This is a genomic window from Fictibacillus phosphorivorans (genome assembly GCF_023715845.1).
Lineage (GTDB): Bacteria > Bacillota > Bacilli > Bacillales > Fictibacillaceae > Fictibacillus > Fictibacillus phosphorivorans_D.
The window spans coordinates 21,188-36,294 of sequence record NZ_JAMBOR010000012.1; the positions used below are offsets into that span (position 1 = coordinate 21,188).

General features: G+C 39.0%; 15 protein-coding genes and 2 riboswitches. Of the genes, 4 read left to right on the plus strand and 11 right to left on the minus strand.

Going from position 1 to position 15,107, the window contains the following annotated elements; all coding sequences use genetic code 11:
* Nucleotides 1–7: 7 nt before the first annotated feature.
* The 5 genes from M3206_RS10560 to M3206_RS10580 form a co-directional block, all read right to left on the minus strand.
* The gene (locus tag M3206_RS10560) at nt 8–1,636 is read right to left on the minus strand and encodes a nitrite/sulfite reductase (RefSeq protein ID WP_251312490.1); all 1,629 of its coding nucleotides are present in this window, start codon (nt 1,634–1,636) and stop codon (nt 8–10) included.
* 15 nt (nt 1,637–1,651) lie between these two features.
* The gene (cysC, locus tag M3206_RS10565) at nt 1,652–2,251 is read right to left on the minus strand and encodes an adenylyl-sulfate kinase (protein WP_251312491.1); all 600 of its coding nucleotides are present in this window, start codon (nt 2,249–2,251) and stop codon (nt 1,652–1,654) included.
* 11 nt (nt 2,252–2,262) lie between these two features.
* Nucleotides 2,263–3,414 (minus strand): sulfate adenylyltransferase, encoded by a 1,152-nt coding sequence (sat, locus tag M3206_RS10570; RefSeq protein WP_251312492.1) that lies wholly within the window; start codon nt 3,412–3,414, stop codon nt 2,263–2,265.
* Nucleotides 3,415–3,438: 24 nt separating this feature from the next.
* The gene (locus M3206_RS10575) at nt 3,439–4,143 is read right to left on the minus strand and encodes a phosphoadenylyl-sulfate reductase (RefSeq protein ID WP_285876907.1); all 705 of its coding nucleotides are present in this window, start codon (nt 4,141–4,143) and stop codon (nt 3,439–3,441) included.
* 109 nt (nt 4,144–4,252) lie between these two features.
* Nucleotides 4,253–4,375, minus strand: a complete 123-nt coding sequence (locus M3206_RS10580; protein WP_425590728.1) for a YezD family protein — start codon at nt 4,373–4,375, stop codon at nt 4,253–4,255.
* Between the two features lie 110 nt (nt 4,376–4,485).
* Nucleotides 4,486–4,591: riboswitch (SAM riboswitch) on the minus strand.
* Nucleotides 4,592–4,804: 213 nt separating this feature from the next.
* Here M3206_RS10580 and M3206_RS10585 point away from each other — a divergent pair.
* Nucleotides 4,805–5,716: a sulfite exporter TauE/SafE family protein gene (locus M3206_RS10585; RefSeq protein WP_251312494.1), complete on the plus strand. Its 912-nt coding sequence runs from the start codon at nt 4,805–4,807 to the stop codon at nt 5,714–5,716.
* 41 nt (nt 5,717–5,757) lie between these two features.
* A riboswitch (SAM riboswitch) is annotated at nt 5,758–5,862 on the plus strand.
* A gap of 118 nt (nt 5,863–5,980) precedes the next feature.
* Nucleotides 5,981–7,288: a homocysteine synthase gene (locus tag M3206_RS10590; protein ID WP_251312495.1), complete on the plus strand. Its 1,308-nt coding sequence runs from the start codon at nt 5,981–5,983 to the stop codon at nt 7,286–7,288.
* A gap of 369 nt (nt 7,289–7,657) precedes the next feature.
* Here M3206_RS10590 and M3206_RS10595 read toward each other — a convergent pair whose 3' ends face one another.
* Together M3206_RS10595 and M3206_RS10600 are read right to left on the minus strand one after the other, a co-directional pair.
* Nucleotides 7,658–8,551, minus strand: coding sequence for a LysR family transcriptional regulator (locus M3206_RS10595; RefSeq protein ID WP_251312496.1), 894 nt, complete (start codon nt 8,549–8,551; stop codon nt 7,658–7,660).
* Between the two features lie 97 nt (nt 8,552–8,648).
* A complete protein-coding gene (locus M3206_RS10600; RefSeq protein WP_251312497.1) occupies nt 8,649–9,257 on the minus strand; it encodes a LysE/ArgO family amino acid transporter in 609 nt (202 codons plus the stop codon).
* Between the two features lie 34 nt (nt 9,258–9,291).
* On the opposite strand from M3206_RS10600, the gene M3206_RS10605 reads away from it, so the two are divergent.
* Nucleotides 9,292–9,465: a hypothetical protein gene (locus tag M3206_RS10605; protein ID WP_251312498.1), complete on the plus strand. Its 174-nt coding sequence runs from the start codon at nt 9,292–9,294 to the stop codon at nt 9,463–9,465.
* 82 nt (nt 9,466–9,547) lie between these two features.
* Here the strand turns inward: M3206_RS10605 and msrA are convergent, their stop codons facing one another.
* Nucleotides 9,548–10,078, minus strand: coding sequence for a peptide-methionine (S)-S-oxide reductase MsrA (msrA, locus tag M3206_RS10610; RefSeq protein ID WP_251312499.1), 531 nt, complete (start codon nt 10,076–10,078; stop codon nt 9,548–9,550).
* A gap of 142 nt (nt 10,079–10,220) precedes the next feature.
* Between msrA and M3206_RS10615 the strand changes: the two genes are divergently transcribed.
* Nucleotides 10,221–12,053, plus strand: a complete 1,833-nt coding sequence (locus M3206_RS10615; protein ID WP_251312500.1) for a terpene cyclase/mutase family protein — start codon at nt 10,221–10,223, stop codon at nt 12,051–12,053.
* Here M3206_RS10615 and mqo read toward each other — a convergent pair.
* From mqo to M3206_RS10630, 3 genes are all read right to left on the minus strand, one after another.
* Nucleotides 12,043–13,560: a malate dehydrogenase (quinone) gene (gene mqo, locus M3206_RS10620; RefSeq protein WP_251312501.1), complete on the minus strand. Its 1,518-nt coding sequence runs from the start codon at nt 13,558–13,560 to the stop codon at nt 12,043–12,045. The genes M3206_RS10615 and mqo overlap by 11 nt on opposite strands.
* A gap of 375 nt (nt 13,561–13,935) precedes the next feature.
* Entirely contained in the window at nt 13,936–14,451 is a 516-nt protein-coding gene (locus M3206_RS10625) for a type 1 glutamine amidotransferase domain-containing protein (protein ID WP_251312502.1), read from the minus strand.
* Between the two features lie 92 nt (nt 14,452–14,543).
* Nucleotides 14,544–15,050 carry a metal-dependent hydrolase gene (locus M3206_RS10630; protein WP_251312503.1) on the minus strand — a complete coding sequence of 169 codons (507 nt, stop codon included), beginning with the start codon at nt 15,048–15,050 and terminating at the stop codon, nt 14,544–14,546.
* Nucleotides 15,051–15,107: the final 57 nt, after the last annotated feature.

The window sequence follows — 15,107 nt, forward strand, 5'->3', positions numbered from 1 at the left end:
ACCTCCTTTATGAAACTTTTTCTTCAAGTTGCTCGGATATTTGATTAAGTTTTTCTTGCAAAGGTTCAAGACCTACCCTGTTGACATAATCGAAAAATGTTTCAAGAGGAAGCTTTGTTTCTTTAAAATAATCCAGTAAACGGACTAGAACTTCATCAAGAAGATCGGCATGGAATTTCCCTTTTAACTTTTCATTAAACTTTCCGCCGCCATCAAGTGTTCCGCCAACATAAATCTCAAAAGCTTGAACCATCTTTCTCTCTTTTGTTTTTAACAATACGCCCTGCAGACCGATATCGGCGATTTGACGCTGCCCGCAGGAGTTAGGGCATCCGACCATATGAATCCTTACTGGGACATCTAGTGAGATTCTTTGATCCAATCCTTCCGCGATTCTACGCATTCTTTCTTTCGTTTCAACCAAGGCCAAATTACAATATTCAATACCCGTACAAGAAACAGAGTGCCCGATGAAAGAAAGAGGACGAGTTGTGATTCGTTTAAAGATCTCTTCATTTAAAAGAGATTCTACATTTTCATGTTTCACATTAGGAATAATTAAGTTTTGGGAGTTAACAGTTCGAATCTCACCGTTGCCGTATAACCTTGCAATCTCTGCAAGCTGCAACACTTCATCCGCATCTAATCGTCCAACCGGAACATTAAAACCGATATAGTTTAATCCCTTTTGCTTTTGAGGATGAACACCATAGAAATATCCGCCGTTCCAGCTTTGCAGGGCATCCGTTCCTTTTGATGGAAGCGGTCCTGTATATTCTAAAAGTTTCTCTTTGAATTTTTCTGGACCCCAGTCTGCCATCAAAAATTTAAGGCGAGCGAGATGTCTTTTTTCTCTATAACCGTAATCACGGAAAATGGTAGTAATCGCAATTGAAATTTCTTTTACTTGATGCGGTTCAATAAAAACGTCAAGCGGTTGTGCTAAGAACGGACGTGATGATAAGCCACCGCCTATCTTAATATGAAAACCAGGAACCTCCTGGCCATCAATTACTTTAAAAGCCGGTGTAAAAGCAACACAATTTATCTCTGCATGGGCACTGTTATTCACGTTGGAACTAATAGACATCTTATATTTTCTTGGAAGGTTAGAGAAATCTTCATTGTGCTGGAAAAATTCATATACCTCTTTAACAATTTCAGAGGTATCAAACAATTCATGAGGATCTAACCCAGCTATCGGATTACCTATGATATTCCTCGTAATGTCACCACAAGCTCCTGCACTCGATAACCCTGCTGCTTGTAATCGTTTAAAAATATCCGGAATTTCTTCAATCGTCAGCCAGTGGAACTGGATCGCCTGCCGTGTCGTGATATCAAATACGCCTCTTCCATAATCTTTGCTGATATGGGCAAGTGTCTTAACCTGTTCATAGTTTAAAATGCCTGAAGGTACATTTACTCTCATCATGAAGTAACCATCTTCCTTCGGCCGCTGCAGATATAGACCAGCCCATTTGAAACTGTCCCACTCTTCTTTTGGAATTGAAGAGAATCCATTTTCTGCGTAATAAGGGATATCTTCAAAGATTTTCAGCCCATCTTTTACAAGCTTCTTCTGCTCTGTTTTATTAAGCTTGGGGTTATCAGCCCACATTTTTTCATAAGCCATGTTCACAGTCTCCTTTTAGATAAGATTTTTTTCTTGCAAATAATCTAAAATAGCATCGACACTCTCAGAAACGCTTTTTTCATTTGTGTGAATGGTAAGTGAAGGAGACACGGGTGCCTCATATGGGGAATCGATTCCAGTAAAGTCAGGAATCTCTCCTTTTCGAGCTTTACTGTATAGTCCCTTCGGATCTCGTTTCTCACATTCTTCGATCGGACAGGAAACAAAGATCTCTATGAACTCTTCTTCTGATATGATTTCCTTTGCTCGTTCACGGTCTTGTATGAAGGGTGAGATGAATGCAGTCAGCACCACTGTTCCATTATCAACAAAAAGCTTAGACACTTCAGAAATTCTTCGTATATTTTCAGTGCGATCTTCATCAGAAAATGATAGATCACGATTTAGACCGTTTCTGATGTTGTCACCATCAAGAACATAGTTTCGGATGTTACGTTCATAGAGCTCTCTTGCAAGTGCATTAGCGATGGTGGACTTTCCTGATCCGGAAAGTCCTGTGAACCACAAGACAAAACTAGAATGGTTGTTTTGTTTTCTTCGCTCTTCTTTTGTAATGGAACTAACATGCCAGACGGTATTATTGTGTGTACTCATTTGCGGCTCCTTTAAGCTGATTTTTCTTTCTGTTTACGCAATCCATTGATCAATACTTCTACTACTTCCTTTCGGCTGAACGTACTCGGAGGTAACTCCCCGTTTCTTAGGAGTTCTCTTACTTTCGTACCTGATAAAATCACATGACTTTCGCTTGAATGTGGACACGTTTTAGAGGAAGCCATCCCTTCACATTTTGTGCAATAAAAACTGTGTTCAAAGAATAGAGTAGTGATTCCGATTTCCTCTTCGGAAAACTGCGAAAAGATCTCTTGAGCTTCATACGTTCCATAATAATTGCCTACACCAGCATGATCTCGGCCAACAATAAAATGCGTACAGCCAAAATTCTTTCTCACGAGTGCGTGAAAGATTGCTTCACGAGGCCCGGCATAACGCATCGCAGCAGGGAATACAGCAAGGAATACTCGATCGCTCGGATAATAATTTTCAAGAAGTACGTGATAACTTTCCATCCGAACATCAGCTGGTATATCATCTGATTTTGTTTCACCGACTAGCGGGTTCAAAAAGAGACCATCTACCGTCTCAAGTGCTGTTTTTTGAATATATTCGTGAGCACGGTGCACAGGATTCCTTGTTTGAAAACCAACAACAGTTTTCCAACCTAAGCTGCTAAACTTCTTTCTCGTTTCACTTGGGTCAAGGTGGTAGTTAATAAATGAATTTTTTTCAATCCGTTTTACAAGTGTGATATCCCCACCTACATATACCGTTGGTCGGTCAAGCAACTTCTTTACGCCTGGGTGTTCTAAATCAGTAGTTTTATAAACTTTCTCTGCTTCATCATGCTTATCTGGGAAAAAGGTATCGCCAACCTGCAATATTCCATAAGTCACACCCTTATAAGTGAGCCGAACGTCTTCACCTGTACTAAGAGATTCGGCAGATTCGTGAGTCACTGGCAAAGTGATCGGCAGGCTCCAAACCGTGCCATCACTCAGTCTCATTTGATCCACAACAGATTGATAGTCTGCTTGATTTAAGAAGCCTGTTAAAGGGCTGTATGCTCCGACAGCGATTAATTCAAGATCAGTTAGTGCTGTTAAATCTAATTCAATTTCTTTTTGAATATGTCCATATGGTGTTTCTGGTTTAAACCGATCAATTAATGTTCCTCCGTGAGGTTGTATTGTTGTCATTTTTCTCTCTCCTCCTATTTTTTCTTAGCTATGAAGACCACATTCTCTTTTTCCAGTTCCCGACCAGCGTCCGGAACGGAGATCATCCGCGTTTATAACTGCCTTTGTACAAGGAGCACAGCCGATACTTGGATATCCATTATCGTGAAGTTTGTTATATGGCAGATCATGCTTATGGGCGTACCGCCAGATGTCTTTCCATGTCCAGTGAATAAGCGGGCAGATCTTAATACTGCGGAAACGCTCATCTTTGTTAATAAACTGAGTTTGCTGCCTCGTTGGCGACTGTTCCCGTCGCAATCCTGAAAGCCAGGCTTTTACCCCTTTGAGCTCTTCTTCTAAAGGGATGATTTTTCTAATGGTACAGCATTGGTTTGAATCAGCCTTCCATAGTTCTTCACCATGCTTATGTGCCTGTTCCTCAAGCGTTAATGCTGGCGTCTTGAGCTTAAGCCGCAGCGATGGATACCTTTTTTTCGCTGCCTCAACCACCTCATATGTTTCTTGAAAGTGCAGCTGAGTGTCCAAGAAAACCACTTTAGCATCAGGTTTAACTCGGGTTACCAGATCGACTAATACACTTCCTTCGATGCCAAAGCTGCAAGCATATACAAGATCATCGCCGTACATTTCATACGCCCAATTCAGTACATCTAAAGCCCCTTTCTCAGGCGTATCGATATTAAACTCTTTGGTGTTGTTGTTATCCCATGTTTCATAAGTTAACAATCTCTTAACCTCCTTACACGAATCACATAGTCCAACAAAAAAAGCAGCCTTAACGATTTAAAGGACATGTTCCCTTACGTTAAAGCCGCCTCTAGTTTTCTAGTCAGCGCTATCTAATTCTTACTTTCTCGTTTTTCTCGAGTTGAATTACTTTTCCATCCTGCACGATTAAAGTTATGGATCCAAATTTGATGTTATTCAACATTTGTTGAAGCTGAGGAAGAAAATCGATTTCACACTTTTCATTCGCCACTCCACTGCCTCCCTTTTTTTACAAAATATCTCTTTACATAAAATAAAAAAAACTTTCCATTTCGGAAAGATAGTGGAGGTAAACGTATTACCTTATCTTCCAAAATGTAAAAACATTCTGCTGGAGTTAGCACCTTACAAATCGCAGGTTGCCGGGTTTCATCGGGCCAGTTCCCTTCACCACTCTGGATAAGAGTTTAATTTTTAAAAATCATATCACATCTGCAAAAGATATCAAACCCTAATTTTATATTTTTTATTTTTTCTGAAAAAATTTCAATCGGCAGTTGACAACTTGTAATCGTGACACATATAGTAATAACTAAAATTTCATCCGTATCGCTGATCGGAAAAACCGAAGGCTCTTAACATCTGGTTAAGGGCCTTTTTATTTTGGAGGAGGAATTTGATGGAAAAGTTAATCATTCTAGCTTTTATTGGACTTTTGGCACAATTGATCGACGGCTCGCTTGGAATGGCGTATGGGGTTACTTCCACTTCTTTGTTATTAGTAGCCGGGATTGCTCCTGCGGCGGCTTCTGCTTCCGTCCACCTGGCAGAAGTGGTAACAACCGCTGCTTCTGGCATATCTCATATTAGATTTGGCAATGTAGATAAGCGAGTGGTTCTCCGGTTGATTATACCGGGATCAGTCGGAGCATTCTTAGGCGCTTGCTTTTTGAGCAGTCTTCCCGGAGATATCGTAAAGCCCTATGTTTCTTTATTTTTAATTGGTCTAGGATTCTACATCTTGTTTCGTTTTCTTTCAAAGATCGGGAATGCAAATCCTAAACCCACACCTGCAGTTCATTCTCTTTCAAAGAAACAGCTCATGCCACTAGGCTTACTCGCTGGATTCCTGGATGCAACAGGAGGTGGCGGATGGGGTCCTGTAACGACACCTGTACTTCTTGCAAAAGATATGAAAGCTCGAAAAGTGATTGGTTCTGTTGATACGAGTGAGTTTGCTGTTGCCGTTTCAGCCTCAGTTGGTTTCTTTATTTCTCTCGGCTGGGCACAAGTTGAGTGGTTATGGGTCGGTGCATTGATGGCAGGCGGTATCGTTGCAGCTCCAATCGCAGCATGGCTAGTCCGAATCATTCCTTCACATATCTTAGGAGTTTTAGTTGGCGGCTTGATCATCATAACGAATGTGAGAACATTGCTCTTACCTTTTGGTTTTTCTTCTAACCTCATGTTTGCTATTTATTTTGTTCTTGCAGCGTTTTGGGCAGTTGGTATTATCTACACTGTTAAAAGTGTTCCAAATGCGAAGAAAAATAAAAATCCGAACTTTTTTAAAAATTCAGTTGACTATTGATTAAGAGGTATGTAATATAATCCTTAATTCAATATTCAATCTTCTTATCCAGAGAGGCGGAGGGACTGACCCTATGAAGCCCGGCAACCAGCAGAGATGCATGGTGCTAATTTCAGCAGAACAATTCACGTTCTGAAAGATGAGACTTCGATCGTTATGAAATCATCGGGACCTCTTCTTTTGGAAGAGGTTTTTTCTTTTGGATAAGTGGACTCTGGAATCGGTATTGAATAAAAAATTAAACTTATGAGGAGAGATTTGAAAATGAGTGAACAAAAAAGAGAGTATGGGTTTGAAACAATTTCATTGCATGAAGGACAAAAAGTAGATCCTGCAACAGGTGCACGAGCGGTACCGATTTATCAGACTACATCTTATCAGTTTAATAACACAGAACATGCGGCTAATCTCTTTGCTTTAAAAGAATTCGGAAATATCTATAGCCGTTTAATGAACCCAACACAAGATGCGTTTGAACAGACAATCGCTAAGTTAGAAGGCGGTGTAGGAGCACTTGCTCTTTCTTCCGGCCAGGCAGCCATTACGAATGCTATTTTCAATATCGCAGGGTCTGGTGATGAAATTGTTGCTTCTACCTCTCTTTATGGAGGAACGTATAATCTCTTTTCAGTGACTCTACCAAAACTCGGCATCGAGACTCGATTCGCGGACATCGATAACCTTCAGTCGTTTAAAGATGCAATTACTGAAAAGACAAAAGCAGTGTATGTTGAAACAATTGGAAACCCCAAAATTGATGTAGCTGACATTGAAGGTCTTGCTGAAATTGCGCACGAAGCAGGTGTCCCTCTAATCGTTGACAACACGCTTGCAACTCCATATCTATGCCGACCAATCGAGCACGGCGCAGATATCGTCGTTCACTCGGCAACAAAGTTCATCGGAGGTCATGGAACATCAGTAGGCGGAGTCATCATCGATTCCGGAAAATTTGATTGGAACAATGGAAAGTTCCCTGGATTAACAGAGCCAGATTCAAGCTATAAAGGTATCGTTTATACGGAAGCTTTCGGTCCGCTTGCATATATTCTAAAAGCTCGAGTTCAATTGCTTCGTGATTTAGGATCATCCATTGCTCCATTTAATTCATTTTTGTTTATACAAGGCCTAGAAACGTTATCCTTACGTATAGAAAGACACGTAGAAAACGCTCTAAAGGTAGCACAGTTCTTAGAAAGCCATCCTTCGGTAGACTGGGTGAATTATGCAGGTCTTCCGAGCAGTCCATATTATGAACTTGCACAAAAATACCTTCCTAAAGGAGCTGGAGCAATTCTCACTTTCGGTGTAAAAGGAGGAGTTGAAGAAGGGAAAAAATTAATCGATAACGTAAGCATCTTCTCTCATTTAGCTAACGTTGGAGATTCAAAGTCCCTAATCATCCATCCTGCGAGCACAACACACCAGCAGTTATCAGAGGAAGAACAGAGAAAATCTGGGGTATCTCCTGAATTGATTCGTCTATCCATCGGAATAGAGACAGTAGATGATCTCATTTATGATCTAGACCATGCCTTAAAAGCAATCTCGCTTTCTCCGAGCGGTTTATAATAAATAAAAGAAGGGGGTGAATCAAAGTGCAAAATCTTTGAGTTCACCCCCCCTATTTTATGAAAAAGGACGTTTTGATAAATCAAAACCACATTAGGGGGTAACTTTGTAAGATTATAAGCTAAAATGACTGAATATCAGGTTGTTTTAGTGTTTTGTAAAACTTGAAATTAGCGTGTAGGCGCGAATGGCTGACCATTTTCGCGAAGATGAGGATTTTCACGCTTAGCTCGGCGATTCTGCGCGGTACGCGAAACAAGGTCTATCTTACGCGAACGTGTAACAAAATAAAAAAACACGTACCGTAAAAACTTCAATAAGAACTAACTATTGATAAAAAAAGAAAGCTAACTATGTCTGCTTTCTTTTTTAGGGGATGGAAACCACCTGATTAATATTTTCATTTAACCATAAGGTGGATGTCGCTATAAACTTTTCTGCAGCCGGCGAAAGATTCTTAAAAGATAATGAACCTATTCCAATAGAAGAAACAGCTTGTTCACCAGAAAGAGGTATTTTTTTCACACCGGCAGGAAGATTATATAATGCGATTTCAGGCAGAATAGCTACACCAAGCCCGTTTTTCACCATAGAGATGATCGCCTGCTCATCATCTAAACGAAACGCAATTTCAGGAAAAGATTTATTTGGTTTAAGAATCTTATGTACCATTTTTAGTGTGGAGTTTTGAAGGATAAGTTTCTCCTTTTTCAGTGCACGCGTCTTTATTACCTTTTCAACACTAAGATGTTGGTTCTCCGGTACAACACAGTAAAATGTTTCGCGCTTTAATGGAAGAACTTCGAAATCAACAGCGGGCAGCATTAAGAATCCAAAATCTATGACTCCTTGAGAAATCCATTGTGAAATCTCTTCCTGCTTCCCTTCCATAACTTCTACTTTTATATGAGGATATTGATTCATGAACTTTTTCAATATTCCCGGAAGCCATTCAACCGAAATAGATGAAAAAGTTCCAATTCTGACAGTACCTATTTCAAGTCCTTGTATTTCTCCAGCCTCCTGAAGCATCTTCTTGTTTAATGTAAGAATATCCCGGATATACATCAACATTCTTTCACCATTCACTGTTAATCTGATACCAGCTTTATTACGAGTCAATAAAGAAAAACCAAGGTCTTTTTCTAAGCTAGCAATAGCATGGCTTACTCCTGATTGAGATATATTTAATGCTTCGCTTGCCTTTGTTAAACTTCCAAGCTCTACAACTGTATGAAATATTTCGTATTTGCCAATCGACAAATTCATCCCTCTTTATATTAGTTTTACTCATAATATAACATAAATTATGAACATCTTTCATCATTTAACGACATGATAAGATGAATTTCACATTTTGCTATAAAAGTAAAGTTGATGCCAGATATAAAGCGATTAACCAAATGATAATAGCTGATCCTTTATTGATTAGCTGTTGAATATAACCAGATGCATTTACCTTCCCTACTATTCTCCCTGCTAAGGCAAGACCAATAAACCAAATCCAAGACACTGAGATACAAGATAAAGTGAAAACAAGTTTGTCCACACCTGAATAAGCAAGTGAATTTGTTCCGATTACACCAACCGTATCTAAAATAGCATGAGGATTTAATAATGAAACAGAAGCAGCAAACATGATCTGCTTTTTAGATGTCATCGTTAGTACTGATTCTTGTATATGAGTTTTGCTAGACCAAATGTTCCACCCCATATACAATAAAAATAGAATACCAGCTGTCATTACAATTAGTTTAAGAGCATGTATGGTTGACACTAATGCAGATACGCCTGAAACGGCTAGAATGATTAATAAAGTATCACATAGTCCTGCTGTTATTACGGATGGCATACATCGCCATATGTTTAACTGCTGTACTCCTTGATTAAATATAAAAATGTTCTGTACTCCTAAAGGTAAAATCAACCCGAATGCTAAAATAATTCCGTGCACTAAAGCAGTGATCAATTCAACCCACTCCCTATTTCATTGGAGGTAAAAAATGTATACAAGTCAAATTCGTACAAAAAACCACGATCGTAAAAATGTAAACACAACATTAAGCCAATCTCTTTATAAAGAGATTAAGCAATTAGCCAAAAAACTAGATCGCCCAGCTAATGAGCTTATTGAAGAAGGTATGGTTCATGTATTGAATCAATACAAAAAGAAATAAGGTTTAATTTCGCATACACAAAAAGAGACTTTGCTAGTCTCTTTTCGTTAGTTTACATAATATAATTATGGTCAATATTACCTTACTTGTCTTTCCAATTTTCTTTAATAAATGTATCTCTTCCTGAAGTGATACGCTCTTCTTTATAAGCTTCTGGGTTCTTTTTATAGAAATCCTGATGATACTGTTCTGCTTTATAAAATATACTTGCCGGCAAGATCTCCGTTACGATTGGTTTGTTAAATCGCCCGCTCTCTTCAAGTTTTTCACGTGATTTCAGAGCTAATTCCTTTTGTTGTTCCGTGTGATAAAAAATCGCAGTACGATATTGACTGCCACGGTCGAAAAACTGCCCTTCATCATCGGTTGGATCAATTTGTGGCCAATATAAATCCAATAACTTCTGATACGGGAAATCATCTGGGTCAAATGTGATCTGAACAGCTTCTCGGTGACCGGTTTCACCCGTTTTAATTTGTTCGTAAGACGGGTTTTCTACATGCCCCCCTGTATAACCAGAAACAATGCCGTGAATACCCGGCATTTCATCAAATGGTTTGACCATGCACCAAAAACACCCACCCGCAAAAGTTGCAAGTTCTTTGTTACTCAACTTACTTTCCTCCTAACTGCATATCTCTTAAACAAAATTTTAACGCTAATGTATCGAAATGAACAATCTTCAGCTTCTCACTCATAGGATAACCATTTTTCCTCATACACTGTAACCACAATAGAAAAGTGCGGTGATGAATATGGATATCCGAAAAATTGAGATAGACGTTCATAAAAGATGTAATGAGTTGCTTTCTATGCAAAAGCCAGATGGGACATGGCGTTTCTGTTTTGAAAATCCATTGATTACAGACGCTTATATGCTGATATTATTAAGAACACTCGAATATAGAAATGAAAAAATAATTAAACAGATTACCGACCGAATACGATCTCAGCAATCACCAGACGGATTATGGCGAGTATATTCCAATGAGGAACCCGCTAACCTTTCTGCAACCATCCAAGCTTATACAGCTCTTCTGTACTCCCGGTATTATAAATCCAATGATGACAAGCTTCAACCCGCAAGAGAATTTATTATTAAGAATGGCGGATTAAAGGAGGCGGACTTAATAACAAAAGTCTTTCTGGCAATGAACGGGTTGTACATGTGGCCGGATGTGCCTATCGATCCTGCTATCCTTTTTTCCTTGCCATTGACTGCACCAATTAATCAATATGACATCAGCAGCTATGCAAGGGGACATTTTGCGCCGGTTTTATTAATGATGGATGCAAAAAAGAAACTTACATCCAAATATACCCCAGACCTTTCAGAACTATATATAAACGGAGACGAAAGTTCACAACTTGAAGAATGGGTAAACTTGTTTTCTCTCTTAAATATTAGGGATTACTACTCTCAATTAAAAAAGGAAAACCTGCTTTCATATATTCAGAGTCACATCGAACCTGATGGGACGTTGTTAAGTTACAGTTTAACGACTATCTTTATGATTTATGCTCTTTTAACAAATGGATACAGCCGTGACTCCGATGTCATTCAGAATGCAATGAACAGCTTAATGAAAATGTTTTGTGAAACAGATGAAACGTTGCACCTTCAAAACTCTCCATCTACTACTTGGGACACTTCTCTTATTCTATATACTTTACTGGAAGCGGGAGTTCCAGTTAATCATACGTCCATTTTGAGAGGATCACAGTTTCTTCTTAACCAGCAACACACTAAATATGGAGATTGGGCTGTTCATAATCCTAATGTTCTTCCGGGAGGATGGGGCTTCTCAATCGGAAATACTATTCATCCTGACATTGATGATACACAGGCAGCACTTCGAACGGTTGCACATTTTTACCAGATGAACCCTTCCTATCAAACTAGTTATGAACGAGGTCTTACCTGGTTGTTATCCATGCAAAATGATGATGGTGGCTGGGCTGCTTTTGAAAAAAACACGAATCGATTCATAATAGGAAATCTACCTATTAAATATGCGAAAGATGCCCTTATCGATCCTTCAACTCCTGATTTAACAGGAAGAACAATAGAGTTTTTAGGAAGATTTCATGGATTAAACTATAAGCATCCTTCTATAAAAAAAGCAGTGAATTGGTTATGGCAAAACCAGGAACAAAATGGTTCATGGTACGGTCGCTGGGGAGTCTGTTACCTTTATGGTACATGGGCTGCGATTACCGGTTTGATCGCTTCAGGTATTGACCCGACGCATAATAGGGTACAAAAAGCTAAAAATTGGTTATTAAGTATTCAAAATGACGATGGCGGATGGGGAGAATCCTGTGAAAGTGACGAGAAGCGAAAGTACGTAGCCTTAAAGGAAAGCACCCCTTCGCAAACAGCATGGGCTTTAAATGCATTGACGGTCATTTCCGATCAGCCAACTTTTGAAATGAAACGAGCTGCTGAATGGCTGCTCAACCACAAAAAGACCAACTACCCAACGGGAGCCGGTCTTCCTGGAGCTTTTTATATTCGATATCATAGTTATCCATATATATGGCCGTTATTAGGGCTAGTTCATTTTTATAAAAAATTTACATCGTAAGCTGTGAATCTAAAACGACCTCATCATTTTGAGTAAGACCTAATGTCTTTGCATAGGACGATTGAATCTCTTTAAAGCGTTCTGGGTTTTCAGCTAAAGATATGCCATAAGATGGAATCATCTCTTTTATTCCTGCTTCCCAATCGTTCATATGTTTCGGGAAGCATTTTTGTAATACTTCAAGCATCACGTGAACGGCAGTTGAAGCACCTGGAGACGCACCGAGCAATGCAGCGATTGATCCGTCAGCTGAAGTTACTACCTCTGTTCCAAATTGAAGTGTACCTTTACCTGCGTCTGTATCTTTTATCACTTGCACACGCTGTCCAGCCACTACAATATCCCAATCCTCACTCTTGGCGTTGGGAATAAATTCGCGAAGCTCTTCCATTCGTTTTTCATTAGATAACAATACTTGCTGGATTAAATATTTTGTTAATGGCAACTCTTTTGCACCTGCTGCTAACATGGTAAGGAGATTGTTCGGTTTTACTGAACCAATCAGGTCAAAATTGGAACCTGTTTTTAAGAATTTTGGTGAAAAGCCGGCAAATGGTCCAAACAGCAATGATTTTTTGTTCTCTATATATCTCGTATCCAGGTGCGGCACTGACATTGGTGGAGCACCAACTTTAGCCTTACCATAAACTTTCGCATGATGCTGTTCGATCACTTCTGGATTATTACATACTAAGAATAGTCCGCTTACCGGAAATCCGCCTATATGTTTGGACTCAGGAATACCTGCTTTTTGAAGGATTGGCAGGCTTGCACCTCCAGCACCGATAAAGACAAACTTGGAACGATGATATTCAATCTTACCAGTATTCAGGTTGTGCACCTTTAATTCCCAAGATCCATCCTGAGTACGTTTAATATCTTTAACACTATGTTTATAATGAACTTCCACGTCCTCGTTTTTTAAGTGCTCAAACAACATACGAGTTAAAGCTCCAAAATTGACATCCGTACCAGAGTCGATTTTGGTTGCAGCAATCGGTTCTGTTAAATTTCGGCCTTCCATAATTAACGGGAACCACTCGATTAATTTTTCAGTGTCCTCCGAAAACTGCATTCCTTCAAATAAAGGATTTTCTGAAAGCGCTTTAAAACGCTTTTTCAAAAATTCGATATTTTGCTGCCCTTGAACCATACTTATATGAGGTAATGGCATAATGAAGTCTTTTGGATTTCGAATAAGATTTCGCTTTACAAGATAAGACCAAAATTGCATAGAAAGTTGAAACTGCTCGTTAATTTTTATCGCTTTGCTAACATCAATCGTTCCGTCTGGTCTTTCGCTTGTGTAATTTAGTTCACAAAGTGCCGCATGCCCAGTACCAGCATTGTTCCATTCGTTAGAACTTTCTTCACCTGCGCCTGCTAGTTTTTCATACACTTTAATTTTCCAATCGGGTGCTAGTTCTTTCAATAAGGATCCCAAAGTCGCGCTCATGACTCCGGCACCAATTAAGATAACGTCTGTTTTTTCTTGTACGTTGCTCATGATAACCTTCCTTATAACCTATATTTGCAGAAACGATATAATGTTCTGCTTAGTGTTACAAAATTCAAGGCGCCACATAGAAACACACCTTAACAATCTTCGGTAAATCATCTTTTAGAGACTCTTTATTATTGATTAAAATTTCTACTCTTTCTGATAATTATAAACTATTTACCAAAGATAAAAAAGAGGTAGTACATCCATAAGCATGCTCCGTCTATATATTATCCATTTTGTGGTATTTAGTAAACCATTTTTTGGAGGGCAAATTTCAAACATTATACGGCTTTAAAGGAATAAAATCCCTCCGTATTAAGACTAAATTTAAAAAAATCGCCCAGGATTATTCCCAGGCGATTTTTACTTACTACTCTTTTATTGTTCTAATACTTTCAGAGATTCTCTAATAAATGCCGGAATATCCTCTGGTTGACGGCTGGTCACTAGATTTCCTCCACAAACTACTACTTCTTCATCCTTCACAGTTGCCCCAGCGTTCTTTAAATCTACGTGAATGGATTTATACCCTGTAATATTTCTTCCTTGTAGCACTTCTGCAGAGATTAGTAATTGTGGTCCATGACAGATGGCTAATACCGGCTTACCCTCATCTGCAAAGTGTTTCGTAAACTGGACAAACTTGTCATCCCCTCTTAAGATATCAGGTGAAAAACCTCCAGGAATAAAAAGCGCATCAAAGTCTTCAGAAGAAACCTCTCCGATCGAAGTATTAGTCGTTATTTGAGCCTCTTTTTGTTTTCCTTCTAAAGTTGCCCCTGTTTCTGAACCGATAACGATGACTTCGTGTCCTGCTTCTCTAAATGCATTTGCAGGTTCCGTATATTCAACATCTTCAAACATATCTGCTAATACTGTTGCGATTTTAGCCATTCTAAACCACTCCTTCTTTTGTGTATTCATTTGTTGTATTACCATTTTAGGTAGGAATTTAAACCCTTTTTTAAGTTATGACTTTAAAAAAACTAAAATAAAGAAACAATATAGATATGTATCATTAAAACAGCAGCTATTAAACTTATGATGGTTGCAATGTTGTTCTCCGTTTTCGTTCCTGTCTTCGTATATAAAGGAAAACGAAAACGAATGGGCAGTGGGTAAAATAACTGTACTCCCCTCGATGTGGCTGCGTCCAAAATAATATGACTGGTCACCCCTACTGTTAACCCGCTACTTAAACTTTCTTCATACATGCAATCCATCCAATTTGGCAACATCATCACCAATAGAATCATAATCCAGCTATGTGTGATCGTCCGATGACCAAATGTTTTAGAAATCGTCTTGGAAAGGAAACTTGTCTTTTTTCCCAAGTATGATCCTGGATGACATAAATCAGGCAACAGGCTTCCAAGAACAGCTGCACCAAAATACGTCAGTTCGTGATATAGAGTATCTGGCGGGAGATCTGTGGCCGTCTTATAAAGTGCAGCAGCTGCAACTCCGCCTAACAAATGTGTATTGCTTTTCATTATGTATCTCTCTTTTCTCTAAGTTGCTATATGTTATCTGATCGAAAGAAAGAAAAG